The following is a 25,886-nucleotide window of genomic DNA, read 5'->3' on the forward strand; positions in this document are numbered from 1 at the left end:
TCCTTGCTCGGGGACTGGGGACGGGGGATCGGGTTTCGAGGCTCGCTGCGCTCGCACCTCAACCGCCGAGGGCGTCGATGGCTCGGACGATGGCGGCGGGGTCGAGGGGGAGGTCGCGGACCCGGACCCCCAGCGCGTGGTGGACGGCGTTGGCGATCGCGGCCGAGGTCGGCCCTTGCGCGGCCTCGCCGGCCCCGGTCGAGGGGGCGTCGCTGTCGACGAGGTGGACCGTGACCTCGGGCGTCTCGGAGAAACGCAGCACCGGGTAGGCCTCCCAGTCAGTGCCGAGCAGGCGTCGCCGGTCGAACGCCATCCGCTCCTTCACCGTCCACGACGTCGCTTGGGTCGCGCCGCCCTCGAGCTGGCTGCGGGCACCGTCGGGGTTGACCACCCGGCCGACGTCGGCGACGACGACCAGGCGGCGTACGACGACGTCATCGGTGACCTCGACGTCGGCGACGATCGCGCAGTGCGCGCCGCGGTCCTTGTAGCGGGCGTAGCCCAGGCCGCGGCCGGTGTCCTCCGGCAGCTCCTCGCCCCACCCGGCGATCCGGGCGGCCTCCGCGACGACGTGCCGGGCCCGCGGGTCGGCGAGGTGGTCGAGCCGGAACGCCACCGGGTCGGCGCCGGTGGTGTGCGCCAGGTCGTCCATGAACGACTCGATGGCGAAGACGTTGAGGTGCGCCCCGAGCGCGCGCATCGCCGAGGTGCGCAGCGGGGAGTCGGTCTTGCGGTGGCCGACCACGCGCCGCGGCCCCACGTCGTACGCCGGGAGCGCGTTGCGGGTGGTCCCGCCGCCGGCGGCGAGGGGCGGGTCGGTGGACGGGGGGAGCGGCACCGGGGTGGCGAGGTCGGCGCCGGCGATCAGGCCGGGGTGGCCGGAGTAGCCGGGCCGCGCACTGTGCCCCTGGCTCCACACGTCGTGGGACCAGCCGGCGATCCGCCCGCCCTCGAGCCGGGCCCGCAGCGTCGCCGTCATCGCGGGGGCCAGCGGCCCCCACGTGAGCTCGTCGGGCCGGGTCCAGCGCAGCAGCACCGGCCGCCCGGGCACCGCCCGCGCCAGCAGCACCGCGTCGAAGGCCGCGTCGTCGGCGGCGTTGTGGCCGTAGCAGCCGGCGTTCTCCACGTGCTCGACCACGACGGTGCCCGGGTCGAGGTCGAGCGCGGCCGCGATCGCGTCACGCAGGCCATGGATGCCCTGGCTGTGCGAGCGGACGTGGACCCCGTCGTCGGTCCAGGTCGCCAGCCCGGCGCTGGGCGCGATCGAGGCGTGGGCCAGGAAGGGGCGCGAGTACGACGCCTCGACGACGTCGCTGCCCGGGCCCGGTGCGCCCTCCTCGTCGAGGACGGGAACCTCCTCGTGGGTCCCCGAGCGGAGCCAGCCCGGCAGGTCGTCGGGGTCGGGGAGCAGGTCGCGCTCGTCCCAGTCGCTGTCCCCGCGGAGCTGTTCCAGCGCCCGGTCGACGTCGGCCTCGCGCTCGCCGACCACGCCGACGAACGAGCCGTCCCGCACCAGCGTCACCCCCGGCTTGCCGGTTCCTGAGGAGGCGAGGGACGAGCCGTCTCGAAGGGTCCAGCCGTCGGGCACCGACCGCAGCACCGCACCCACCGACGGCGGGCGCAGCACCCGGCCGTGCAGCAGGCCCTCGGGTCGCAGGTCGGCCAGGAAGCGCGGCCGGCCGAGGACCTTGTCGGGCAGGTCGAGCCGGGGCTCGCTGCGACCGACGGCGGCGGCCGCGACCGGAGCGAGGGGCTCCACGGTCGTCAGGTCCAGAGTCGGGTCGAGGCCGGCGATGCGCGCGACGTACTCCGCCACCGGCGACGTCGGCCCGGCCAGCGCACGCACCACGCCGCCGACGTGGGCCAGCGTCGGACCGGTCTGCAGCACCGACAGGCTGCCGGCGGTGAGGCCCTGGTCGGGACCGAGCGCCGTGTGCGGCGCGACCATCCGGATCCGGTCGAGCGGTAGCGCGAGCGCGTCGGCGGCGAGCTGGGCGAGCGCGGTCGCGATGCCCTGGCCGAGCTCGGCCTTGCCGACCCGCACCTCGACCATCCCGCCGTCCACCCCGCCCGCCACCGCCACCCAGCTGCCGAGCCGGGGGTTGGTGATGACGTGCGGGGGGAGGTCGGTCATGACGTGGCCGTCGTGAGGGGGCAGGGGGTTTCGAGGCTCGTCGCCAGGGCTCCTCGCACCTCAACCACCGACCGGGTCCTGCCGGGCGGCGAGGACGGCGTCGACGATCCGGCGGTGCGCCCCGCAGCGGCACAGGTTGCCGTCGAGCGCCTCGGCCACCCGGGCGGCGTCGGCGTCCGGCTCGGCGTCGAGCAGGGCGGCCGCGCGGACGACGATCCCGGAGATGCAGAAGCCGCACTGCGCGGCCTGCCGGTCGAGGATCGCGCGCTGCACGGGGTGCGGCGTGCCGTCGGCGGAGAGCCCCTCGACGGTGGTGACCGAGCGACCCTCGGCCTGCCACACCGGCGTCCGGCACGACGGGACGACGGCTCCGTCGAGGGAGACGTGGCAGGCGCCGCACAGCCCCTGGCCGCAGCCGAAGCGGGTGCCGACCAGGCCGAGGTCGTCGCGCAGCACCGTCAGCAGCGGCGTGTCCGGGTCGCCGCCGACCTCGACGTGCGCGCCGTTGACCTCGAAGCCGGTCACCCGAAGACCTCCGGGTGGTGGGAGAGCTCGATGCGGGTGCGCCGGATGTGGCCGCCGAGGAAGCGCTCGCCGTCGTCGGCGTCGCGGCGCACCACGGCGTCGAGGATCAGCCGGTGCTCGGAGTTGACCACCCACATGCGGCTGCGACCGCCCAGCGCGACGAACGCGCGCCGGTAGTGCTGGGTGGAGTTCCACAGTCGCGTCACGTTGGACATCAGCGGGTCGATCTGGCAGCCGGAGTAGGTGAGCATGTGGAACTCGCGGTCGAGGTCGAGGAACTTCTCGAGGTCCTCGTTGTCCTCGATCCGCTGCTGCACCTCCGCGAGCTGCGCGTGCTCGTCGGGGCCGAGCTGTGGCAGGCTCTCGGCGAGGGCCAGCGGCTCGAGGCGCTCGCGCATCCGGTAGACCACGTCCACCTCGTGCGGCGACAGCCGCGGCACCCGGGCGCCCTTGTGGGCCTCGTGCTCGGTGAGGCCCTCGGCCTCGAGCATCCGCAGGGCCTCGCGCACCGGCAGCCGGCTCGCGCCGAGGCGCTCGGCGACCTCCTCCTGCCGGATCCGGTCGCCGGGCTTGAGCTCACCGCCCAGGATCGCCTCGCGGAGGTACGCCGCGACGCGGGTGCTGCCGATGCCCGTGCTGTTGGCTGTGGTGCCGCTCGTCTCGCTCATGGTCGGGGATTCTCCCGGTCCCAGCGCTTGCCCCCCGGGGCGGACACCAGCTCGAACTGCATCCCCCACGGGCTGCGGAAGTAGATCCACCGGTTGCCCTCGGCCGGGCCGCGGCTCGCGGTGGGCCCGTCGAGGACCTCGACCCCCGCCGTACGCAGGTGGTCGATCGCGGCGTCGAGGTCGTCGACGTACAGCGCGACGTGGTGGCCGCCGACGTCGCTGTTGCGCGGCGGCTGCGCCTGCTGGTCGGGGGAGGAGTAGTGGAAGACCTCGAAGAGGGTCTCGCCGGAGAGGCGGAACCAGCGGTTCTCGACCATCACCGCGTCGGGGTGCACGGCCAGGTGCCGGGTCATCCAGTCGTCGCCCTCGTCCGGGTGGGAGAAGGGGCCCAGGGAGTAGAGGTACTCGCAGCCGAGCACGTCGACGAGGAACCGGTGGGCCTGCTCGAGGTCGGGCACGGTGAAGCCCACGTGGTCGATCCGACGCAGGCCGGGCAGTGCCATCGATTCCCTCACTGGATCCGAAATGGGGTCAGGGCCCAGCAAAGCACGCCTCGTTGTGTGGCGTCCATCACTCCTGCCTCTAGATTTTGGATCCAATCGGTGTCAGAGTGACGACGCCACCGAGAAGGAGAGCCATGCCCCAGCACCGCCCGCTCACGCCCGCCGCCCCCTGGGTCGAGGTCGTCGCGACCGACGAGGACTGGGACGCCGCCGACCCGCAGCTGCTGCGCACGTTCTATGCCCAGCTGGTCTGGATCCGCGCCTTCGAGCAGCTCGTCCTCGACCTCGCCGGCGCCGGGCTTATCCACGGGCCCGCCCACTCCAGCATCGGCCAGGAGGGCGGCGCCGTCGGCTCGGTGCTCGCCCTGACCAGCGAGGACTCGGTCAACGGCTCGCACCGCGGGCACCACCAGTTCCTCGCCAAGGCGCTGCACCACGTCGAGCCCAAGGGCATGGACCCGCTCGCGCCCCCGTCCGACGCGGTCCGCGACGTGCTGCTGCGCACCCTCGCCGAGATCGCCGGCCTCGACCGCGGCTGGAGCCACGGGCGCGGCGGCTCGATGCACCTGCAGTGGAAGGAGGCCGGCGCGATGGGCACCAACGCCATCGTCGGCGGCGGGGTCCCCCAGGCGGCCGGCTTCGCCTTCGCCCACCAGCGCTCCGGCACCGACGCGGTCTCGGTCACCTACTTCGGCGACGGCGCGGTCAACATCGGCTCCACCCTCGAGACGATGAACCTCGCCGGTGCCTGGTCGCTCCCGGTCTGCTTCTTCATCGAGAACAACCGCTACGCCGTCTCCACCTCCGTCGAGGAGGCGACCGCCGAGCCCCGCCTCTCCGCGCGCGGGATGGGCTTCAACCTCGCGTCCTGGAAGGTCGACGGGCAGGACCCGCTCGCCGTGCACCTCGCCATGACCGAGGCCGTCGAGCACATGCGCGCCGGTCGCGGCTCGACCGTCGTCGAGGTCGACACCTACCGCTTCTTCCACCAGAACGGCGGCTTCGCGGGCAGCGCCTTCGGCTACCGCGACAAGGAGGAGGAGAAGGCGTGGCGGCTGCGCGACCCGCTGACCGTCACGTCCGCGCACCTCGAGCGCCTCGGCCTCCTCGAGGAGGGTGAGGCCGCCCGCGCGCTCGCGCAGGCCAAGGCGGTCATGGAGGAGATCGGCGACGTCCTGCTGGAGCCGGTCCCCGACGGCAAGCCCGGCCAGCGCCGGATCCGCGCCGACGAGTGGCCCGACCCGGCGTGGGTCGACGTCGGCGTCCGTGGCGACCTCTCGGAGATGGACGACGCCCGCGTCGTGGCCGCCGAGGGCCACGCCGTCCCCGTCCACGACATGAAGCTGGTCGAGTCGATCGCCGCCGTCCTGGGCCGCCGGATGGAGACCGACCCCGGCGTCATCGTCATGGGCGAGGACGTCCACCGGCTCAACGGCGGCACCAACGGCGCCACCCGAGGGCTCAGTGAGCGGTTCCCCGACCGGGTGCTCGGCACGCCCATCAGCGAGAACGCCTTCACCGGCCTCGCCTGCGGTGTCGCGCTCGACGGCCGCTTCACGCCGGTCGTGGAGTTCATGTACGCCGACTTCATGTGGGTCGCCGCCGACCAGCTCTTCAACCAGGTCGCCCGGGCGCGCCACATGTACGGCGGGGACGGCGCCGTACCCCTCGTGCTGCGCAGCAAGGTCGCCATGGGCACCGGCTACGGCTCCCAGCACTCGATGGACCCCGCCGGCGTCTTCGCCACCTCGGCCGGGTGGCGCATCGTCGCGCCCTCGACGCCCTACGACTACGTCGGCCTGATGAACACCGCCCTGCGCTGCCAGGACCCCGTCCTCGTGCTCGAGCACGTCGACCTCTACAACGCGGTGGGGCCAGGCCCCGTCGACGACCTCGACTTCTGCCTGCCCGTCGGCAAGGCCGCGATCCGCCGCGAGGGCAAGGACGCCACGATCCTGACCTACCTCGGGATGGTCCCCTTCGTGCTGGAGGCGGTCGAGGAGTTCGGCCAGGTCGACGCCGAGGTGATCGACCTGCGCTGGCTCGACCGCGCGAGCATCGACTGGGACACCATCGAGGCGTCCCTCACCAAGACCAACCAGGTGGTGATCGCCGAGCAGGGCGCGGTCGGCACGTCGTACGGCGGGTGGCTGGCCGACGAGATCCACCGGCGGTTCTTCGACCTGCTCGACGCCCCCGTCCGTCGGGTCACCGGCGCCGAGGCGTCGCCCAGCATCAGCAAGGTGCTGGAGCGTGCGGCGATCGCCCAGAAGGACGAGGTCATCGCCGAGCTCACCGAGATCGCGAGGTACTGACGTGGCACAGGTGCTGCGCATGCCGGGCGTCTCGGCCAACGCGACCGAGGCCGTGCTGGCCGAGTGGCTGGTCGCGGAGTCGGCCGAGTTCGCCGCCGCCGACGCGCTGGCGACCGTCGAGACCGACAAGGCCCTCGTCGACGTCGAGGCCGAGGCGGCCGGCGTCGTCCTCAAGACCCTGGTGACGCCCGGGTCGCAGGTCGAGGTGGGGGCCCCGATCGCCGTGCTCGGCGGCGTGGGGGAGCAGGTCGACGACCTGGCCGCCCTGCTGCGCGAGCTCGGCGTCGCCGAGGAGTCGGCGCCCGTCGTCGCCGAGCGGCGCGACGTCCACGACCAGCCGGTCGAGCGGACCGAGCCCGAGGTCGACCCGGGCTCCGGTGCTCCCCTCGCAGAGCACGCCGCCGTTGTCGAGCCCGCGTCCGTCGAGCCCGAGGCCGGGCCGGCACCCGCGACCTCCGCGTCCGCCAACGGCCGTCCCGCACCGTCGCCGGGCCGGGTCTTCGCCAGCCCGCTGGCCCGCAAGATCGCGCGTGACGCCGGACTGACCATCGAGGAGATCCCGGGCACCGGGCCGCGCCAGCGGGTGCTGCGCCGCGACGTCGACGCCGTGCTCGCGTCGCGACGTACGGCGCCTGCGTCCGAATCGGCCCCGGTCGCTTCTCAAGGAGTGCCCGACGACGGCTTCGAGGACGTGCCGCACACCCGCCTCCGCCGGGCGGTCGCGGACCGGCTGGCCACCAGCAAGCGCGAGGCGCCGCACTTCTACGTCCGCACCACGGTCCGGGTGGGGCGGCTGCTGGCCCTGCGCGCCGAGCTCAACGAGGCCCTCGACGGCGAGGTGAAGGTCTCCGTCAACGACCTCGTCGTCAAGGCGGTGGCGCTGGCCCACGAGCGGGTGCCCGACCTCAACGTCACCTGGACCGACGACGCCGTACGCCGCTGGCACACCGCCGACATCGCGGTCGCCGTCGCCACCGACCGCGGTCTCGTCACGCCCGTGCTGCGCGACGTCGGCCACCGGTCGGTGTCGTCGGTGGCCGGTGCCGTCCCCGAGCTGGCCGGCCGCGCGCGCGAGGGACGGCTCCGGCAGGAGGAGCTGGAGGGCGGCTCGATCACCGTCACCAACCTCGGGATGTACGGCGTCGAGGAGTTCGCCGCGATCATCAACCCCCCGCACGCCGCGATCCTCGCGGTGGGTGCGGTGCGCGAGGAGCCCGTCGTGCAGGACGGGTCCGTCGTACCCGGCTCCGTGATGAGCCTGACCCTCTCGGTCGACCACCGGCCCGTCGACGGCGTCGTCGCCGCGCGCTGGCTGGCGGAGCTGACCGGGTTGCTGGAGCGCCCCGTGCGGCTGCTCGCCTGACGACGGCGCCGACCGGCGCCCGGGGTCCTTGGGAGGACACCAATGGAGAAGAAGCAGAACGCAGGGCCCACCCGGCGCTCGGTGCTGGGGGGAGCGGCCGCGGCTGCGGGCGCGCTGGGCGCGAGTGCCGTGGCGGCGCCCGCACTGGCCGGGCGCGGCAACCCGGGCGGCGACCACGGTCACGGGCCGGGACCACGCGAGTACGTCCTCACCGGCGGCTACGTCCTGTCCATGGATCCCGCGGTCGGCGACCTCGACGGCGGCGACGTGCACGTCAAGGACGGCCGCATCATGGCGGTCGGGCGCGGAATCCGCGGCGGGGGAGCGCGCATCGACGCTCGCGGCACGGTCGTGATGCCCGGCCTGGTCGACACGCACTGGCACCTGTGGACCACTCTCTTCCGGTCGATGTCGAGCTCGTCGCCCGCGACGGCGTACTTCGCGCTCAACGTCGCCAACGGCGTCCGCGCCCTGCCCTCCGACCTCTACCAGGGCGCCCGGCTCGCGCTGGTCGACGCCCTCAACACCGGGGTCACGACGGTCAACGACTGGTCCCACAACCTGCGCACGCCCGAGCACGCCGACGCCAACCTGCAGGCCCACCGCGAGATCGGTCTGCGGGGCCGCTTCTCCTACGGCACCCCGCAGGGCTACCCCGGCACCTCGGTCATCGACCTCGACGACATCGCCCGGGTCAAGCGCGAGTGGTTCAACAGCGGCCGGCTGCCGCTGATGCACCTCGGCCTGGCCGGACGTCCGCCGGGACTGGTCGGCGAGGCCGTCTTCCGTCCGGAGTACGACGCCGCGCGCGCCCTCGGGCTGCCGGTCAGCTACCACGCGAACTCGACCCGCGCCCAGGGTGCGCTCGAGATGGTGCGGCAGCTCGGCGAGCAGGACATGCTCGGCCCGGACACCCAGCTGATCCACGCGCTCTACACGACGCCGGCGGAGCGGGCGGCGATCCGCGACACCGGCGCCAGCGTCAGCATCTCGCCGATGTCGGAGCTGCTCATCGGCTACGGCATCTCCCCGGTCAAGGACATGGTCGACAGCAACGTGCTGCTCACGCTGTCGGTCGACACCATGTCGCTGGTCGGGTCGGCCGACATGTGGGCAGTGATGCGGCTGACGACCGGCCTGCACCGCGGTGTCTCCGAGCAGGAGCTCTCGATCGGCACCCGCCGGGTGCTGCAGATGGCCACCCTCGACGCGGCCCGCAGCCTGGGCCTCGGGGACGTCACGGGCTCGCTGACCCCGGGCAAGAGGGCCGACGTGGTGATGGTCCGCCGCCACGACGTCGCCACGGCCCCGGTCATCGACGTGGCCAACACCCTCGCGCTCGCCGCGGGGGCGGAGAACGTCGACACCGTCATCGTCGACGGCCGCTTCCGCAAGCGCGGGGGCCGGCTGCTCGACATCGACACCGAGCGGGTCGTGCGGGGCACCGAGCAGGCGATCGCGGCGCTGCTCGCGCGCTGAGGCACCTCGTCCACCTCGGGGGACCCCCCGGGACGACCTCCGGGGTGGACGGGCCGGCGTGCGGGCTCGGAGAGTGGGGGGAGGGCGGCACGACACGCGGACACAACCCTTTCGGTCCCGTCGCGGCAGGCGGCGCGGCGTACTCGCCGAGTGGGTTGTGTCCGCGTGTCCGCACGCCGCACCGCCGGCGTGCGGCTCGGGTCAGCCCGGACCCATCACGTCGAGCGGGTCCCGGCCCAGGGCCTGAAGGACCGTGCGGGCGGCGTTGCGCCCGGGCCGGCCGGAGACCGACCCGCCCGGATGCGTGGTGGACCCGGTGAGGAAGAGGCCCTCGAGGCCGGTGTCGTAGCGCGGCCACCCAGGCAGGACCCGGCCGTCGAGCAGGAACTCCCCGCCGTGGCAGGAGCCGCCGAGGTTCTGCGGGTTGTGCGCGGCGACGTCCGGAGGGGACTCGGTGCGCATCGACAGGATGTCGAGCTCGCCCAGCCCGCGGGTCCGCTGCCGCACCAGGTCGACCAACGCGGCGCCGTACTCGTCCTTGGTGTCCGCCCAGTCCCGCCCGTCCGCGCGCCGCCACGGCGCCATGGTGAGGATCTTGAAGGTGCCGCCGGCGCCGGCCACGCGGCTCGGGTCGACGAGGGTCTGGTTGACCACCAGCAGCCACGGGTCGTAGGCGTCGACCTCACCCGCCACGCAGCGGTCGAGGTGGCGGGCCATGCCGTCGGCGGTGCCGAGTCCGGCCGCCGCGCTGGCGATCCCCGACTCGCCGAAGGCGAGGTCCCCGCGGAGGGCGGCGTGGACGGCGAGCACGCTGAGTCCCGGGCGCCAGGTGTCCCGCGCCTCGACCAGGTCGGGGGAGGGGGCGCCGCCGACGACCTGGTCGGCGACGACGGCGAGGTGTCCACCGGTCACGACCGCCCGCCCGGCCGCCACGGTCCGATCGCCCACCCGGACGCCGGTGACCCGGTCGCCGTCGGTGACGTAGCCGGTGACGGTCGCGGAGCAGACCACCGTGCCGCCGTGGGCGGTGATGACCCGCACCAGAGCGTCGGGCAGCGCCTGGCTGCCCCCGACCGGCGTGGTCCAGCCGTGGTCGAGACGTCCGACGGCCAGCGACGAGGGCAGGAAGCCCGTGCCGGGGCGGCGCGGGTCCTGGATCGTGGCCATCGCCAGCCAGAGCACGAAGGAGCGGACCACCGGGTGCTCGTAGGTCTCGTGGACGACGTCCCACGCGCTGCGCGACCGCAGGGCCAGGTAGGCCCGGGTGGTGTCGTCCTCGGGCTGCGGGAGCGCCGAGCTCCACCGGCCGTGGGCCGCCCCGAGACCTCCCCGCCAGGCGAGCACCATCTCCTCGAAGGCCCGCGCGTCACGGCTCGACCAGCGGGCGATCTCCGCGGCCGTCGCCTCCAGGTCGGGCCGCATCACCAGCACGTCGCCGTCGGGTTGCGGCATCACCACCGCGGGGTCGGTGGTGAGGTAGCGCAGGCCCTGCTCGGCGACCAGCCCCAGCTCGTCGTCGCGCACGAGCGGGTTGTTCTGGATGAGCACGTGGGCGCTGCTGCACGAGTCGTGGGCGAAGCCGGGCAGGGTCAGCTCCTCGGTGCGGGTGTTGCCACCCACCGTGGCTGAGGCCTCCAGCACGAGCACCTCGAGCCCGGATCGGGCGAGGTAGGCGGCGGCGACCAGGGAGTTGTGCCCGGCGCCGACGACCACCACCTCCGCGCGGTCGGGCAGCTCGTCCGGGGTCGGTGTGCTCTCCATGTCGTGCTCCTCTCCGGGGTCAGGGTGGCAGCGGCCACAACCGATTGCAACCACTCCGGGCGGGCTGGACCGGCTCACGAGCGGCCGATCGCCCCGCCGACCGCATCCCCGAATGGGGCGACTTCGACGCGTACGCGGCGCCGTCTCCCGCGCGGAGCGCTGGAATTGCCCGGGATCCCTTGACACCTGTGGCGTAGTTCACAACACTGGCGATGCCGCAATCGATTGCGGATGAACCGAGGAGGAAGCATGGTCCAGATTTCCCGAGGTCGTGGCCGAGGATTGATGGCCGCCGCGGTGACCGGTGTCCTGGTCGCCAGCCTGGCCGCGTGCGGTGGCGACGACGGCGGCAGCGAGGGTGGCAGCGACGACCCGATCGTCATCGGCACCTCGCTCCCGCTGACCGGTGAGTTCTCCCAGCCCGGCCAGGCCGCCGAGCAGGGCTACAAGGTGTGGCAGGAGATGGTCAACGCCGACGGCGGCCTGCTGGACCGCCAGGTCGAGCTGAACATCAAGGACGACGCCTCCAACCAGAACACCGTCGTCACCGACTACAACGCGCTGATCAGCCAGGACAAGGTGGACCTCCTCCTCGGGACCTTCTCCTCGCTGCTCAACCTCCCGGCCTCGGCCGTGGCCGAACGCAGCCAGATGCTCTACGTCGAGCCTGCCGGCGGCTCCCCGGACATGTTCAACCGCGGCTTCGAGTACCTCTTCTTCGCCCAGCAGGCGACCGCCGACAAGCAGGGCAAGGTGTTCGCCGAGTGGGTGGCCCAGCTGCCCGAGGGCGAGAAGCCCACGACCGCGGCGTACCCGACCCTCGACGACCCGTTCGCCGCGCCCAACGTCGAGGGCATCAAGGCGATCCTCGAGGACGCCGGGGTCGAGACGGTCTACGAGGAGACCTACGCCATCGACACCAAGAACTTCGACACGATCGTGAGCGCGATGAAGAACGCCGACCCGGACCTCGTCGTCCACGGCGCGCAGTTCGAGGACGGCATCGGGATGACGCGAGCCATGCTCAAGGCCGACTTCACCCCGGAGATGTTCTTCCAGACCAACGCGCCGTCCTTCGGCAGCCAGTTCACCGAGGGCATCGGCGAGGAGAACACCGAGGGCATCTTCTACGCCGTCAGCCACTCGCCCGACGCGGACACCCCCGGCAACGCCGAGTTCGTCGCGAAGTACGAGGAGATGTACGGCGAGGGCGAGGTCCCCGAGGACGCCGCAGACGCGTTCGCTGCGGCCGAGGTGATGCAGGCGGCCGTCGAGGCGGTCGGCAGCATCGACGACCAGCAGGCGCTGGCCGACTGGCTGCACGAGAACGAGGTGGAGACCATCCTCGGCCCGCTGTCCTGGGACGAGACCGGTGCCCCGCAGGGTGAGTTCCTGATCGGCCAGTGGCAGGACGGCGCCCCGCAGATCGTGCTTCCCGAGGACGCCGCCACCGCGAAGATCGAGCGGGACTGGATGCCCGGCGGCGCCGGCTGATGACCGTCTTCCTCCAGAGCCTCGTCCTCGGGCTGCTGCTGGGCGGTGTCTACGCCCTTGCAGCCAGCGGACTGACCCTGATCTTCGGGGTGATGAAGGTGATCAACATCGCCCACGGGGCCTTCCTGGTCCTGGCCTCGTTCATCACCTACACCCTGTGGGACGTGGTGGGCATCGACCCGCTGCTGGCCATCGTGATCACCACCCCGGTGGTGTTCGCGATCGGCTGGGCGACCTACAAGGTCGTCGTCTCGCCGATCAGGTCCGCCCCCATGGCCTCCACCGTGCTGCTGACCTTCGGGCTGGCGCTGGTGCTGGAGGGGGCGATGGGCGAGATCTGGGGGAACAACTCCACCGCGATCCGGCCGGCGTACGCCGACGAGTCCTTCACCCTCGGCGGGATCTTCCTGCCGAAGGCGCAGGTGTACGGCGGCCTGATCGCGGTCGCGGTGCTGGTCGTGCTGTGGGTCGTGCTCACCCGCACCTGGCTGGGGCGCGCCATCCGGGCCGCGGCCAGCAACCCGTCCTCGGCCCAGCTGGTCGGGATCCGCACGGCGTCCGTCGCGGCCCTGGTGTTCGCGATCGGCATCGCGGCCGCGGGCGCGGGCGGCGCGATCACCGGGGTGCTCTACCCGTTCGTCCCGGGGTCCCACTACCAGTGGATCGCCCGGCTGCTGGCCATCGTCGTGCTCGGCGGCCTGGGCAGCCTCAACGGCGCGGTGCTCGGCGCCATCCTGTTCGGCCTCGCGGAGACCTTCACCTCGACGTACGTCTCGCCCTCCTGGGCGACGGCCGTCCCCTACGCGATCGTCTTCGCCGTGCTGCTCATCCGTCCGCAGGGCCTGCTCGGGACCCGACTCCGAGAGGATGCCGTCGCCGCATGACCGACAGTCCTGCCACCGAGCCCGAGACCACCCGCGCCGAGGCCGCCGACGCCGGGCACGGCCGACCCTGGACCCAGCCGATCTGGTTGGGACGGGCGGTCGCCCTCGCCGCCGCGATCGCGCTGCTGGTCTACCCGCTCGTCACCGACGACCTCTACTACCAGAACATGATCATCCTCTCGCTGGTCTTCGCGATCGGCGCGAGCGGGCTCAACATCATCTCCGGCTTCGCCGGCTACATCTCCCTGGGCCAGGGCGCGTTCATCGGCCTCGGCGGCTACACGATCGGGGTGCTCGCGGCCCGCAACCCCGACGTCACCATCTGGTGGTGGGTGCCGGTGGCCGGCCTGGTGGCGGCGCTCGTCGCGCTGGTGCTGGGCCTGGTGTCCCTGCGTTCCTCGGGACCGGCGTTCGTCATCATCACCGTCGCGTTCCTGTTCCTCGTGCAGGTCTTCGCGGTCAACTGGGTGTCGGTCACCAACGGCACCGCGGGCCTGACCATGCCGCTGCCCGACTGGGACCGCGACATCATCAACCTGCCCTTCTACTACGCGCTGGCCGCCGTGCTGGCGCTGCAGCTGCTGATGACCTGGTGGATCCGGCGTACGAAGCTCGGCATGGGCCTGATCGCGATCCGCGAGGACGAGACCAAGGCCGCCACCATCGGCATCAACCTGCCGGTGGAGAAGATCATCGCCTTCATGGCCAGCGCCGTCTTCGTGGGCATGGCGGGCGCGGTCTACGGCTACTACCTGACCTTCATCGACCCGCGTGGCATGTTCAGCATCCTCATCAGCGTGCAGCTGGTGCTGTCGATGCTCATCGGTGGCAAGGCCACCCTGTGGGGACCGGTGCTGGGGGCCTTCCTCATCGAGCCGCTCAACGAGATCGCCAACAACAGCTTCGGCGGCGGCAACGCCCGGCTCTTCCTCTTCGGCGGGCTGCTGGTCGTGGTGGTCATCTTCCTGCCGCGCGGCATCCTGCCGGCGATCGAGTCGGCGCTGAGCTGGCGACGGACCCGCAACAAGGCCGGCCTCGTCGGTGCCCGCATCGGCACCGGCGGCAGCCTCGCCTCGCTGACCGACCGCGTCCAGGTCGTCGACCGCACCGAGGTGCCCGACCGGCCGCTGCTCGAGGTCACCGGTCTGGTCAAGCACTTCGGAGGCGTCAAGGCCGTGGACGGTGCCAGCCTGGTGGTGCCCGAGGGCTCGATCACCGGGCTGATCGGCCCCAACGGGTCGGGCAAGACCACGCTCTTCAACCTGATCGACGACACCATCCGGGCCGACGCCGGCGAGATCGTGCTGGACGGCGAGCGGATCGACGGGATGCGGTCCTGGCAGCGGGCGCACCGCGGCCTGGGCCGGACCTTCCAGATCACCCGGCTCTTCCGCGAGATGACAGTGCTGGAGAACGTCGTGGCCGCCCAGCCGTCGTTCTCGATGCGCGGGCTCGGCAAGATCGCCGTCAGCGGCAGCGAGGCACGCGCGGCCGAGGAGCTGCTGGAGTTCGTCGGGATGCGCGACTTCCGCGACCAGCGGGCGCAGGCGCTCTCCTACGGACAGCAGAAGCTCGTCGAGCTGGCCCAGATCCTGATGCTCGACCCCAAGCTGATCCTGCTCGACGAGCCGGCCGGCGGCATCAACCCGGTCCTCATCGACCGCATGGGCGAGATGATCCGCGAGCTGAACTCCTACGGGAAGACGTTCCTCATCGTGGAGCACAACATGCCCTTCGTCCTCGGCCTGTGCGACCCGGTCCACGTGCTGGGTCGTGGTCGGACCATGGCCTCGGGGACCGCCGAGGAGATCAAGAACGACCCCGCCGTGATCGACGCCTACCTCGGCGAGGACTTCCACATCGAGGAGGCCCGCCGATGAGCGAGGGACACGGGACCGGCGGGGCGAGCGAGCCGGTCGGGACGGCGCAGCCGATGCTGCGGATGCAGGGGATCGTGGCCGGGTACGGCGGCGGCGACGTGCTCCAGGGCGTCGACATCTCCGTCGCCAAGGGCTCGGTGGCCTGCATCGTCGGCCCCAACGGAGCCGGGAAGTCGACGGTCCTCAAGACGGTCAGCGGGCTGCTCACGCCGCGGCTGGGCGAGGTCCACCTCGACGGCAAGGCGATCCACGACTGCTCGGCGGCGGAGATCCTCGAGCTCGGCATCTCGCAGGTGCCGCAGTCCAACGCGCTCTTCCCCTCGATGTCGGTGCGCGAGAACGTCCTGCTCGGCGCCTACATCATCCGGCGCGACAAGGCCCTGGTGAAGCAGCGCTACGACCAGGTCGCCTCGATGTTCCCGATCGTGGCCGACCGGTCCCACGACAACGCCGGCAACCTCTCGGGCGGCCAGCGGCGGATGGTGGAGTTCGCCCGGTCCCTGATGCTCGACCCGGTGCTGCTGCTCCTCGACGAGCCGTCGCTGGGGCTGGACCCCAAGTCCCTGCAGGTGCTCTACGACTCGGTGATGCTGCTCTCCGACAGCGGCAAGACGATCCTGCTGGTCGAGCAGAACGTGCGCTTCGGGATGCGGATGGCCACCGACGGCATCGTCATGGAGAGCGGGCGCGTCATCACCCAGCGCCCGGCCGCCGCCGTCCTCGGCGACCCCGAGCTCGCCCAGATGTACTTCGGCGGCTCGGTCTCCGAGACCTCGACCGAGGAGCCCGTGGCCCCGCCGACCTGACGTCGTACGGCCTAGTCTGGCGGGGTGATCGTGAACCGGTCGGCGCCCCACGCGCGGGTGACGCCTGTCCTGATCGTGGCCGACGTCCGAGAGGCCGTGGCGTGGTACGGCGAGGTCTTCGGCTTCGTCGAGCACGTCCGCATCGGCGAGGGGCACCGCGCGCAGCTCGGCCTGCCCGGCGGCTCACCGGCCGAGCTGGTGGTGGCCGAGGTGCGGCCGGGGCGGCGTACGCCGGAGCGGGGACGCTCCCACCAGGTCATGCTCAAGGTCGAGGACGTGGCGGCCCTGGTCGAGACGGCGATGGCCCGGCAGGCCGTCCTGGTCGACCCGCCCCATGACTGGGAGTACGGCGAGCGGCAGGCCACGATCGACGATCCCTTCGGGCACCAGTGGGTCCTCAACCAGACCCTGACCGACGTCGCCCCCGAGGAATGGGGCGGGACGACCGTGACCCCCCGGCCACCCTCCGGGTAGCCCCCCGATTCCCGGCGCCGCCCCCGATGACCTGCGTATCGCCGGCCCGCGGTCGGCCGGTGGGGAACGAGATCGGCCTCCCGAGCGGCGTACGGACCTGTGTCGTTCCCCAGCCGCGGGCGCAGTGCCCGGCGCACGCAGAGTGGCGGCACACGACACCGAAGGTGGCCTTCGAGCTGTCGTACGCCGCCACTGTGGCGGACGCAGTGCCGGTGACCGCCCGCGGGGCGAACGAGACCGGCGTACGACGACGTGTCAGGGGCCGGCGTCGGGGTCCACGTCGTCCGGCCATCCTGCCCACGGCACAGGCCCGCGGGTCAGTCGGACCTCGAGCCCCGCGCCAGGTTGTCCGCGGCCCGACGGTGCAGGACGACTCGCTCGCCCTCGTTGCGGGTGCGGGCAGCAGCCTCCGCGAAGGCCGCGCCGGCCTCGGCGTGCAGACCCGCCATCTCGAGGAGGTCGCCACGGACGCTCGGCACCAGCGGCGAGTCGCCGAGCGACTCAGGATCCACCGCGTCCAGCACGGCAAGACCGGCCGACGGCCCGAACGCCCGCCCGTGCGCCACGGCGCGGTTGACCTCGACGACCGGTCCCGGGGCGGCACCGGCCAGGACGTCGTACAGGGAGGCGATCCGGCGCCAGGCAGTGTCCTCGGGACGCTGGGCGCGGGCGTGCTCGGCGGCGATGCAGGCCTGGAGGAAGTACCGGCCGACGGGGCGGCCCTGGGCCGCGAGCCCTGAGGCCCGCTGCAGGGCGGCCAGCCCGCGGCGGATCATCAGCCGGTCCCAGAGCGCCCGGTCCTGCGACTCCAGCAGCACCGGCGTGCCATCGACGTCGAGCCGGGCGGCGACCCGGGAGCCCTGGAGCTCGAGCAGCGCCTGGAGCCCCAGCGCCTCGGGCTCGTCGGGCGCGAGGTCGGCGAGCATGCGGGCAAGCCGCGTCGCCTCGGCCGCCAGGTCGGGACGCATCCAGTCGTCCCCGGCGGTGGCGGTGTAGCCCTCGTTGAAGATCAGGTAGATCACGGCCATCACGTCGTCCAGGCGCCGGGTCCGCTCCTCACCGGTCGGCAGCTCGAAGTCCGCGTGGGCGGCGGACAGCGTCTTCTTTGCGCGCGAGATGCGCTGGCCCATCGTCGACTCGGTGGTGAGGAACCCGCGAGCGATCTCGGCCGTGGTCAGTCCGCCGACCAGGCGCAGGGTGAGCGCGGCCCGGGACTCGGGAGTGAGGGAGGGGTGGCAGGACAGGAAGACGAGGCGCAGGACGTCGTCCTCGATGTGGTCGACCTGGCCGTCGAGGTCGGGCATCCGTGCCTCCTCTCCTCGGTGCGCGCCCTCGAGCTCCGCGACCTTGCGCCGCAGGGTGTCGGCGCGCCGGAAGTGGTCGACGGCGCGCCGCTTGGCCGTGGTCATCAGCCACGCGGAGGGGTTGTCCGGGACGCCGGTCACCGGCCACTGCTCGAGCGCGGCCACGAGGGCGTCCTGCGCGAGGTCCGCGGCGAGCTCCACGTCGCGGGTCATCCGGGTGAGGGCACCCACGAGGCGGGCCGCGTCGGCCCGCCACGCGGAGTGGACGGCCTCGGTCGGGTCGTCCGCACTGGTCCCTGCCGGCACGCGGCCAGCGTAGTGAGTCCGGCTCAGGCGCCGGGCTCCTCCGGACCGTTGGAGATCTGGCGCAGCGTCGAGATCACGGTGACCTCGGGCCAGTGCTTGGCGTGCAGCTGCGCGAACTCCTCCTGGTCGGCCACGGCCTGCTCGACGGTGTCGTACTGCATGATCGCCCAGCCGCCGACGACCTCCTTGCCCTCGGCGTACGGCCCGTCGACGCGGGTGACCTCACCCTGCCGAACGACGAAGTTGACCGCGTCCTCCGTGCCGTAGAGCCCGCCGCCGTCGAGGAACACGCCCTTGGCGGCCTGCTCGCCGATGTAGGTGTCCATCGCGTCGAACAGCGCCTGCGGAGGCGTGCCGACTCCCTCTGCCATCCTGACGAAACCCATGAAACGCGGCATTGCGATCACTCCTGTTGGTAGCCGTGTGGTTGCTTCTCGCACGTACGTCGAACGGCTGGTGGAGTCTTCGACATCGGCGACAGGACTTTCTTCCGAGCTGTCGCCATCCTCGGTGCTGGCACCGACCGCCGGAAGGGTTCTCCCCGATCTCGCGGGCGTCGGGCCGACGTCTACGGCGCGTGCCGACCCACCTGCTCGGCCACCGGCCGGAGGTCGGCGTACGCCGCGTGCGCACCCGCGTCGCGCAGCTCGGCGGCCGCGTGGGACGTGGTCACGCCGACGACGTGCCCCACGCCGGCCGACACCGCGGCCCGGACGCCGGCGGTGCTGTCCTCGGCCGCCAGGGTGGTGCCCGGGTGGAGGCCCAGCCGCTCGCACGCGAGCAGGTAGCCCGCGGGGTCGGGCTTACCGTCGACCACGTCCTCCGCGGTCACGACGACCTCGACCAGGTCGAGCAGCCGCATCCCGTCCCCGAGCGCCTGCTGCACCCACGCCGGCCCGGCCGACGTCACGACGGCGACCCGGACCCCGACGGCGACCGCCGCCCGCACGAGCGCGTCGGCCCCGAGGATCGGGCTCGGCGCGACGTCGCGCGGCACCAGGGCGGTGACCTCGCGGGCGATGGCGGCGTGGTCGTCGTCGCGCCACGGGCCGTCAAGGGTGGGCAGGACGTCCTCGGCCCGACGCCCGGTGAAGACCGACAGGTCGGGCTCCACCCAGCCGCGGGAGGCGAAGAAGCGCCGGTAGCCCTCCCGCTGCAGCGGCTCGGAGTCGACGAGCGTCCCGTCGAGGTCGAGCAGCAGGGCGGTGGGCCTCATGCCGTCGTGAAGAGCAGGTCGCCGGCCTGGACCGGGCCGCCGACCGCGTCGCTGGTGACCGAGCCGCGGGGCGCGTCCATCACCACCACTGGGACGACGGTCGAGATGTCCTGGCCGTCGGCGGAGTCCGGGATCGTGGCCGGGTCCCAGCGGATCATCGGGTCGCCCGCGGCGACCTGGCTGCCCTGGCTGGTGAGGACCTCGAAGCCGGCGCCGTCGAGGCGGACGGTGTTGATGCCGAGGTGGACCAGCACGCCGACCCCGTCACCGAGCACGACGAAGGCGTGGGGGTGCACCTTGAGGACCGTGCCGGCGATCGGGGAGACGACGACGGTGGACCCCGGGTCGGGTTCGATGGCCACCCCGGGGCCGACCATCTCCTCGGCGAAGACTGGGTCCGGCACCTCGGCCATGGCGAGGACCCGGCCGGGGCAGGGCGCCAGCACCTGCGTCGGGGGAGGTGTCACATCAGGTCCTCGATGTCGTCGGCGAGGTTGTCGGCCTCGGGGCCGACGACGACCTGGACGGTGGTGCCGCTGGCCATCACGCCGTGCGCGCCGGCGGCCTTGAGGGCGGCCTGGTCGACGATCGACCCGTCCTTGACCTCGGTCCGCAGGCGGGTGATGCAGGCCTCGATCTCGACGACGTTGTCGGCGCCGCCGAGGCCGGCCAGGATCTGTGCTGCCTTGCTGCTCATGTGCTGCTCCTTCGGGTGGGGTGGGGTGGGGTGGGGACACCTTTGGTTTCGACACGGTTGCTGCGCAACCTGCTCAACCAGCGGATGTGTCGGTGCGGGTGACCTTGGCCAGCCCGCGGGGGTTGTCGGGGTCCAGGCCGAGGTCGCGGGCGAGCCGCTCGATGGTGAGCTGCGCCGGGACGATCGAGCCGATCGGCGCCACCACCTCGGGCAGGTCGGGGCCGGGCAGGTGGACGTCGCACTGCCCGGCGAACGCCGTCGTGCCGCCGATGCCCAGGATCCGGGCGCCCCGGCCGCGCAGGTCCCCGGCGAGCTCGACCATCGGGGCGGCCAGCGGCCCGTCGGCGGCGGCGACGAGGACGGCCAGCACACCGTGGGTGACCACGGAGATCGGGCCGTGCCGCAGGTCGGCGTACGAGTAGCCGCGGACCGGCCGCAGACAGGTCTCCTCGAGCTTGAGCGCGGTCTCCAGGGCGGTGCCGAGCAGCAGCCCGCGCCCGGACACGACGACCTCGTCGGCCTCGGCCAGCGCCCGGGCCGCCTCGGTCACGTCGGTCCCGAGCAGGTCGGCGACGGCGGCCGGCACCGTCGCCAGGGACGCCTCGAGGTCGGCGCCGAGCGCGTCCGCGAGGACCGCGAGGGCCAGCACCTGGGTGAGGTAGGTCTTCGTCGCCGGGACCGCGAGCTCGGCGCCGGCCCGGGTCACCAGCGCGACGTCGGCCTCGGCGGCGAGCGGCGAGTCGCCCACGTTGGTGACCGCGACCGTCGCGGCGCCGCACCGGCGGGCCCAGTCCTGGGTCTCGACGATCTCCGCGGTGGCGCCCGACTGGGAGACGGAGACGACGAGCGTGTCCGACAGGTCGAGCCGCGCGCCGTAGTGGGTCGCCACGCTGGGGGCGGCCAGCCCGGCCGGGACGCCGGCGGCAACCTCGAGCAGGTAGCGCCCGTAGGTCGCGGCGTTGTCGCTGGACCCGCGCGCCACCATCAGCACCCGCCGGCGCCCGGCGTGGGCCGCCCGCAGCTCGGCCCGTTGCGGCAGGAGGTGCTCGAGGGTGCGCCGCGCCGCCTCGGGCTGCTCGGCGATCTCTGCGGCCATCCGGGTGGAGGGGGGTGTCGTCATCGTGATCCTTGACAAGTCCGGCGGGTCGGGCCCATGCTCCCAACTGGTACGGACCAGACCGTACCAATGCTCACGTCCCACGTCGAGAGGCAGAGATGGCTCGCAGCATCAGCGACGGACCTCGGCCCAAGCACGTCCAGCTCAGCGACGTGCTCGCCGAGCTGGCCGTCACCGAGCTGGGACCGGACGTGGCCATCCCCTCGGAGCGCGAGCTGATGGCGACGTACGACGTCTCGCGCGCCACCGTGCGCCGGGCGATCGAGAGCCTCGTCGCGGAGGGGCTGCTCCAGCGCATCCAGGGCAAGGGCACCTTCGTGGCCCGGCCGCGGGTCGAGAGCAAGCTGCACCTCGCGTCCTTCTCCCAGGACATGCGCAGCCGCGGCCTGACCCCCTCGACACGGCTGATGCGCGTCGACGAGGAGCGCCCGCCCGCCGACGTCGCGCGGTCGCTGCGGCTCGGATCCTCCGGCACGGCCTGGCGCGTGGACCGGGTCCGGCTCGCCGACGACCAGCCGATGGCGATCGAGCAGGGCTGGTACCCGTGCCGCCTGCTCCCCGACCTCGACACCCAGGACCTCACCGGCTCGCTCTACACGCTCTTCGCGGAGCGCTACGGCCTCGTCATCGACGCCGCCGAGCAGACGCTGTGGGGCGAGGGCGCCGAGGGGGCCACCGCGCGGCGCCTCGAGGCGCCCGTCCACACCCCGCTCCTGGTCTTCCGCCGCGTCTCGAGCGCGGCCGGCCGGCCGCTGGAGCACGTCGTGTCGCGCTACCGCGGCGACCGCTACCAGCTGCACATGAACCTCGCAGGACCCAGCAAGGCACCCACAGGAAGGGAAGCATCCTCGTGACCACCTCAGACACCGCGGTGAGCGGGACCTCCGGACGCAGGTTCAACCTCGCGCCACTCCAGAAGTTCGGCCGCAGCCTCATGCTGCCGATCGCGGCGCTGCCGGCGGCCGCCCTGCTGCTCCGCCTCGGCCAGCCCGACCTGCTGGGCGCCGACGGCCTCGGCTGGGACCGGGTCGCGCCGGTCATCGGCGCGGCGGGCGACGCGATCTTCGCCCACCTCCCGCTGCTCTTCGCCGTCGGCATCGCGATCGGCATGGCGCGCAAGTCCGACGGGTCGACGGCCCTGGCGGCCGTGGTCGGCTACCTCGTCTTCGAGGGCGTGGGCGACGCGATGTCGCCGTACGTCCTCGGCGCCGCCGCGGAGGGTGCCGAGCAGGAGCTCATCAACTACGGCGTCCTGGGCGGCATCGTGATGGGCCTGGTGTCCGGGTGGCTGTGGCAGCGCTACCACCGGATCTCGCTGCCGCCGTACCTCGCATTCTTCGGCGGCCGCCGCTTCGTCCCGATCCTGGCCGCGCTGGCCGCGATCGTGATCTCGGTGCTGATGAGCCTGCTCTACACGTGGTTCGACGCTGGCATCACCAGCCTCGGCGACTGGGTCACGGAGAACACCGTCCTTGGCGGCTTCGTCTACGGCACCCTCAACCGGCTGCTCATCCCGCTCGGCCTGCACCACATCCTCAACAACCCGCCGTGGTTCATCTTCGGCGAGTACACCTCCGCCGGCGGCGAGACCGTCACCGGCGACATCCCGCGGTTCCTCGCCGGCGACCCGACGGCCGGCGCCTTCATGACCGGCTTCTTCCCGATCATGATGTTCGCCCTGCCGGCCGCCGCGCTGGCCATCTGGCACGAGGCCAAGCCGCAGCACAAGAAGGCCGTCGGCGGCATCATGCTGTCGACCGCGCTCACCGCCTTCCTCACCGGCGTCACCGAGCCGCTCGAGTTCGCGTTCATGTTCGTGGCCTTCCCGCTGTACGTCGTCCACGCCCTGCTCACGGGCACCTCGCTGGCGCTGGTCAACGCCCTGGGCATCAAGGACGGCTTCGGCTTCTCCGCGGGGCTGTTCGACTACGTCCTCAACTGGAACATCGCCACCGACCCGTGGCTGCTGATCCCGATCGGGCTCGGGTACGCGGCGATCTACTACGTCCTCTTCCGGTTCGTGATCCGCCGATGGAACCTGCGGACCCCCGGGCGCGAGGACGACGACGCCGAGTCGCTCGTCGAGGCCGACACGAGCGCGTGAGCACCCTCCTCACGGCTGCACAGGTGGTCACCCCGGCGCGGATCCTCGCGCCGGGGTGGCTGCACCTCGACGGCGACCGGCTGGTCGCCGTGGGCGAGGGCCCGCCACCGTCGCTCGCCGCCCGGGTCGTCGACCTCGGGGCCGCCACGGTCGTCCCGGGCCTGGTCGACATGCACGTGCACGGCGGCGGGGGCGCGTCCTTCGACGCCGGTACGGCGGACGCGGCGGCCAGCGTCGCGGCGGCCCACCTCGCCCACGGCACCACCTCGATGGCCGCCAGCCTGGTGACCGACACCCACGACGCCATGGTCCGCTCGGTGCGCGAGCTGACCCTCCTCGTGCAGGACGACGTCCTCGCCGGGGTGCATCTCGAGGGCCCGTGGCTCAGCCCGCGCCGCTCGGGCGCCCACCAGCCGGGCTCCCTGGCCGAGCCCGACCCGGCCGCGGTCGAGTCGCTGCTCGCGGCCGGCGACCCTTCGACAGGCTCAGGACGGCGCGGGTCGGTCCGGATGGTCACCCTCGCGCCGGAGCTGCCCGGCGGGGTCGAAGCGGTCCGCCAGCTCGCCGCGGCCGGCGTGGTGGCCGCGATCGGCCACACCGACGCGACGTACGACGTCGCCCGGTGCGCCCTCGACGCCGGCGCCCGGGTCGGCACCCACCTCTTCAACGCCATGCGCGGGCTGCACCACCGCGAGCCGGGCCCGGTGGGCGCGCTGCTCGAGTCGGACGCCGACGTGGAGCTGATCGCCGACGGGGTGCACCTGCACCCGGCCCTGTTGCGCACCGTCTTCGCCGCCAAGCCGGGTCGTTGCGTGCTCGTCACCGACGCGATGGCCGCCGCAGGCGCCGCCGACGGCGACTACCGCCTCGGGCCGATGGCCATCGAGGTCCGCGACGGCGTCGCCCGCCTCGCCCACGACGGCCCCGGCGAGGGGGCGATCGCCGGGTCGACGCTGACGATGGACGCGGCCGTGCGGTACGCCGTCGCCGTCGCCGGGCTGCCGCTGCTCGACGTCGTGCACGCCGCGAGCACCGCACCCGCGCGCGTGCTCGGCCTGACGGACGTCGGCGCGCTGGAGGCGGGGCGTCGCGCCGACCTGGTCGTGCTGGACGACTCGCTCGAGGTGGTGCGCGTCATGCGCGCGGGTGCCTGGATCGGGTGAGCCCCCGCCGTACCCTTGCGGCCATGTCTGACGCGGGGGAGGGCACGTGATCTGGCTGGTCCTCGGCGTCGTCGTTGCGTGGCTGGCGCTGGGTCCGTGGGTGCCCGTCGCCGTGCTCGTGGCCCTGTGCGTGCCGCGGGTCCGCTGGTGGGTGCTCGACCGCTTATGGATCACCCGGAGGGGCCTCGCGATCGCGGCCGCCGTCGTCGCCGCGGTCGCCGGGATCATCGTGGTCGTCCCGGACGGGTGGCTGCCCGTCCCGCCGTCGCCGGGGGTCCTCGTCGCCCCGTCGTACGTCGGCCGGCCGGCGCAGGCGCGCCCGCTGCAGGTCGGCACGGTCCCGCAGAACCCGCACCTGGCCCGCAACGGGGCCGGGGCCGTGCTCGACGACGCGTGGAGCACCGGCGCGACCCCGTGGTCGGGACCGGTCGGGCTCCAGCCGGAGGTCGACTCCGCCTGGTACGGCCTCGAGCACTGCACGACGCTGACCCTGGACGGCCGCGACCGGCTGGTCGGGCTGTGCGGTGACCGCGGCGGCTCCGCCCTGCACGTCATCGACCCCGACTCGTTGCACCCGCTCGCGACCAAGCGGCTCCCCTCGCCCAAGGACGACGGGTGCGCCGCCGGGCTCGACGCGGCCTACCTCGACGCCGGCGACCGCATGGTCGTGGCCACCTCGGACCGCCGGGTCCTGGCGGTCTCCACCGCGGACGCCGACGGCGAGCCCGACCTCACCACCGACCGCACGTGGGACCTCTCGACGCAGGTCCCGGCCGACGACTGCGTGGTCGCGTTGCTCCCCGACTGGCAGGGCCGGATCTGGTGGGCGACGCGGGGCGGGCTGGTCGGCACCGTCGCCCCCGACTCCGGCGAGGTGCGCGTGCTGGACCTCGGCGAGGAGGTCGCGCACCCCTTCAGCACCGACGAGACCGGAGGCACCTACGTCCTCACCACCCACGCCCTCTACCGGCTGTCGGTCGACGAGGCCGGCACCCCCGTGGTGGGCTGGCGCACGGCCTACGACCGGGGCGCCGACCGCAAGAGCGGCCAGGCCACCCGGGGCAGCGGCACCAGCCCGGTCCTGCTCGACGGCGGGGTGATCGCCTTCGCCGACAACGCCGAGCCGCGCCTGCACGTCGTCATGGTGGAGCGCTCGAACGGGGCCGAGATCTGCCGGGCTGCCGTCTTCGACGACGAGGCGAGCGCGACCGACTCGGCCCTGGCCAGCGTCGGCGGCGGGGTGGTCGTCGCCAACACCCACGGGTACGCCGGGCCGCTGCGGACCCTGCTGGGCCGCGGCACGACGGGCGGCCTGGCCCGGGTCGACGTGCCGGCCGACCGGTCGGCGGGCGAGTGCCGGGTGCGGTGGACCAGCGAGCTGGTGGCGCCCTCCGGTGCCCCGCAGGTGTCCGTGGGGACCGGGCTGGTCTACGTCAGCACCAAGCGGCCCACGTGGTGGGGCGTCAGCGCGTGGTACCTCACCGGCGTCGACGTGCGCAGCGGCCGCGCGATGTTCGGCGTGCGCACCGGCACCGGTGTGCTGGCCAACAACGACCACGCCACCCTCACCCTGGCGCCCGACGGGACGGCGTACGTCGCCACCCTCGGCGGCATGGTGCGGGTGCAGGACCGCCGGCCCCAGGAGGCCGTGGAGTCTCAGGGCGAGTGACTGGAAGCGGTGTCCCGCGGATCG

23 protein-coding genes are annotated in these 25,886 nt (G+C 73.2%); 12 read left to right on the top strand and 11 right to left on the bottom strand.

Annotation, left to right across the window (positions count from 1 at the left end; genetic code table 11):
• Positions 1-58: 58 nt before the first annotated feature.
• Genes ASG94_RS11620 through ASG94_RS11635 form a run of 4 tightly spaced genes read right to left on the bottom strand, consistent with a single transcriptional unit; the run spans position 59 to position 3,830 of the window.
• Positions 59-2,134, bottom strand: a complete 2,076-nt coding sequence (locus ASG94_RS11620; RefSeq protein ID WP_056926631.1) for a molybdopterin cofactor-binding domain-containing protein — start codon at positions 2,132-2,134, stop codon at positions 59-61.
• Positions 2,135-2,194: 60 nt separating this feature from the next.
• Complete coding sequence (locus tag ASG94_RS11625) at positions 2,195-2,659, bottom strand: (2Fe-2S)-binding protein (RefSeq protein ID WP_056926632.1); 465 nt, start codon at positions 2,657-2,659, stop codon at positions 2,195-2,197.
• Entirely contained in the window at positions 2,656-3,327 is a 672-nt protein-coding gene (locus tag ASG94_RS11630) for a GntR family transcriptional regulator (RefSeq protein WP_056926633.1), read from the bottom strand. Before ASG94_RS11630 ends, ASG94_RS11625 begins: the two co-directional genes overlap by 4 nt.
• Positions 3,324-3,830: a VOC family protein gene (locus ASG94_RS11635; protein WP_056926634.1), complete on the bottom strand. Its 507-nt coding sequence runs from the start codon at positions 3,828-3,830 to the stop codon at positions 3,324-3,326. The genes ASG94_RS11630 and ASG94_RS11635 overlap by 4 nt, the downstream gene beginning before the upstream one ends.
• A 134-nt stretch (positions 3,831-3,964) precedes the next feature.
• On the opposite strand from ASG94_RS11635, the gene ASG94_RS11640 reads away from it, so the two are divergent.
• The 3 genes from ASG94_RS11640 to ASG94_RS11650 are packed head-to-tail and all read left to right on the top strand — an operon-like array spanning position 3,965 to position 8,987.
• Positions 3,965-6,145: an alpha-ketoacid dehydrogenase subunit alpha/beta gene (locus ASG94_RS11640; RefSeq protein WP_056926635.1), complete on the top strand. Its 2,181-nt coding sequence runs from the start codon at positions 3,965-3,967 to the stop codon at positions 6,143-6,145.
• 1 nt (position 6,146) lies between these two features.
• Positions 6,147-7,508: a dihydrolipoamide acetyltransferase family protein gene (locus tag ASG94_RS11645; protein WP_056926636.1), complete on the top strand. Its 1,362-nt coding sequence runs from the start codon at positions 6,147-6,149 to the stop codon at positions 7,506-7,508.
• Between the two features lie 42 nt (positions 7,509-7,550).
• Positions 7,551-8,987, top strand: coding sequence for an amidohydrolase family protein (locus ASG94_RS11650; protein WP_056926637.1), 1,437 nt, complete (start codon positions 7,551-7,553; stop codon positions 8,985-8,987).
• Positions 8,988-9,188: 201 nt separating this feature from the next.
• Here the strand turns inward: ASG94_RS11650 and ASG94_RS11655 are convergent, their stop codons facing one another.
• Positions 9,189-10,748, bottom strand: coding sequence for a phytoene desaturase family protein (locus ASG94_RS11655; protein ID WP_056926638.1), 1,560 nt, complete (start codon positions 10,746-10,748; stop codon positions 9,189-9,191).
• A 249-nt stretch (positions 10,749-10,997) separates the two neighbouring features.
• On the opposite strand from ASG94_RS11655, the gene ASG94_RS11660 reads away from it, so the two are divergent.
• From ASG94_RS11660 to ASG94_RS11680, 5 genes are read left to right on the top strand one after another with little or no spacing between them, the layout of a single operon-like run.
• Entirely contained in the window at positions 10,998-12,242 is a 1,245-nt protein-coding gene (locus tag ASG94_RS11660; RefSeq protein ID WP_056926639.1) for an amino acid ABC transporter substrate-binding protein, read from the top strand.
• Positions 12,242-13,126 (top strand): branched-chain amino acid ABC transporter permease, encoded by an 885-nt coding sequence (locus tag ASG94_RS11665; RefSeq protein WP_056926640.1) that lies wholly within the window; start codon positions 12,242-12,244, stop codon positions 13,124-13,126. The genes ASG94_RS11660 and ASG94_RS11665 overlap by 1 nt, the downstream gene beginning before the upstream one ends.
• Positions 13,123-15,006 carry a branched-chain amino acid ABC transporter ATP-binding protein/permease gene (locus tag ASG94_RS11670; protein WP_082624141.1) on the top strand — a complete coding sequence of 628 codons (1,884 nt, stop codon included), beginning with the start codon at positions 13,123-13,125 and terminating at the stop codon, positions 15,004-15,006. Before ASG94_RS11665 ends, ASG94_RS11670 begins: the two co-directional genes overlap by 4 nt.
• On the top strand, positions 15,003-15,812 hold the full coding sequence (locus tag ASG94_RS11675; RefSeq protein ID WP_200958102.1) for an ABC transporter ATP-binding protein: 810 nt from the start codon (positions 15,003-15,005) through the stop codon (positions 15,810-15,812). Before ASG94_RS11670 ends, ASG94_RS11675 begins: the two co-directional genes overlap by 4 nt.
• 24 nt (positions 15,813-15,836) lie before the next feature.
• On the top strand, positions 15,837-16,286 hold the full coding sequence (locus ASG94_RS11680) for a VOC family protein (RefSeq protein ID WP_056926641.1): 450 nt from the start codon (positions 15,837-15,839) through the stop codon (positions 16,284-16,286).
• Positions 16,287-16,603: 317 nt separating this feature from the next.
• On the opposite strand, the gene ASG94_RS11685 is transcribed toward ASG94_RS11680, so the two are convergent.
• From ASG94_RS11685 to ASG94_RS11710, 6 genes are all read right to left on the bottom strand, one after another.
• Positions 16,604-17,896, bottom strand: coding sequence for an RNA polymerase sigma factor (locus tag ASG94_RS11685; protein ID WP_056926642.1), 1,293 nt, complete (start codon positions 17,894-17,896; stop codon positions 16,604-16,606).
• A gap of 23 nt (positions 17,897-17,919) precedes the next feature.
• Entirely contained in the window at positions 17,920-18,267 is a 348-nt protein-coding gene (locus ASG94_RS11690) for a YciI family protein (protein ID WP_235537243.1), read from the bottom strand.
• Positions 18,268-18,464: 197 nt separating this feature from the next.
• Positions 18,465-19,112, bottom strand: a complete 648-nt coding sequence (locus tag ASG94_RS11695) for an HAD family hydrolase (RefSeq protein ID WP_056926644.1) — start codon at positions 19,110-19,112, stop codon at positions 18,465-18,467.
• Positions 19,109-19,579 carry a PTS sugar transporter subunit IIA gene (locus tag ASG94_RS11700; protein ID WP_235537244.1) on the bottom strand — a complete coding sequence of 157 codons (471 nt, stop codon included), beginning with the start codon at positions 19,577-19,579 and terminating at the stop codon, positions 19,109-19,111. The genes ASG94_RS11695 and ASG94_RS11700 overlap by 4 nt, the downstream gene beginning before the upstream one ends.
• Complete coding sequence (locus ASG94_RS11705; RefSeq protein ID WP_056926645.1) at positions 19,576-19,809, bottom strand: glucose PTS transporter subunit EIIB; 234 nt, start codon at positions 19,807-19,809, stop codon at positions 19,576-19,578. The genes ASG94_RS11700 and ASG94_RS11705 overlap by 4 nt, the downstream gene beginning before the upstream one ends.
• 73 nt (positions 19,810-19,882) lie before the next feature.
• Entirely contained in the window at positions 19,883-20,929 is a 1,047-nt protein-coding gene (locus ASG94_RS11710; protein ID WP_056926646.1) for an SIS domain-containing protein, read from the bottom strand.
• Between the two features lie 95 nt (positions 20,930-21,024).
• On the opposite strand from ASG94_RS11710, the gene ASG94_RS11715 reads away from it, so the two are divergent.
• Genes ASG94_RS11715 through ASG94_RS11730 form a run of 4 tightly spaced genes read left to right on the top strand, consistent with a single transcriptional unit; the run spans position 21,025 to position 25,862 of the window.
• On the top strand, positions 21,025-21,780 hold the full coding sequence (locus tag ASG94_RS11715; RefSeq protein ID WP_056926647.1) for a GntR family transcriptional regulator: 756 nt from the start codon (positions 21,025-21,027) through the stop codon (positions 21,778-21,780).
• Positions 21,777-23,030 carry a PTS transporter subunit EIIC gene (locus ASG94_RS11720; protein ID WP_056926648.1) on the top strand — a complete coding sequence of 418 codons (1,254 nt, stop codon included), beginning with the start codon at positions 21,777-21,779 and terminating at the stop codon, positions 23,028-23,030. The genes ASG94_RS11715 and ASG94_RS11720 overlap by 4 nt, the downstream gene beginning before the upstream one ends.
• Positions 23,027-24,193: an N-acetylglucosamine-6-phosphate deacetylase gene (gene nagA / locus ASG94_RS11725; protein ID WP_056926649.1), complete on the top strand. Its 1,167-nt coding sequence runs from the start codon at positions 23,027-23,029 to the stop codon at positions 24,191-24,193. Before ASG94_RS11720 ends, nagA begins: the two co-directional genes overlap by 4 nt.
• Positions 24,194-24,239: 46 nt before the next feature.
• Positions 24,240-25,862, top strand: coding sequence for a hypothetical protein (locus tag ASG94_RS11730; protein WP_056926650.1), 1,623 nt, complete (start codon positions 24,240-24,242; stop codon positions 25,860-25,862).
• Positions 25,863-25,886 lie beyond the last annotated feature (24 nt).

It is taken from the genome of Nocardioides sp. Soil805, from assembly GCF_001429625.1.
Lineage (GTDB): Bacteria > Actinomycetota > Actinomycetes > Propionibacteriales > Nocardioidaceae > Nocardioides.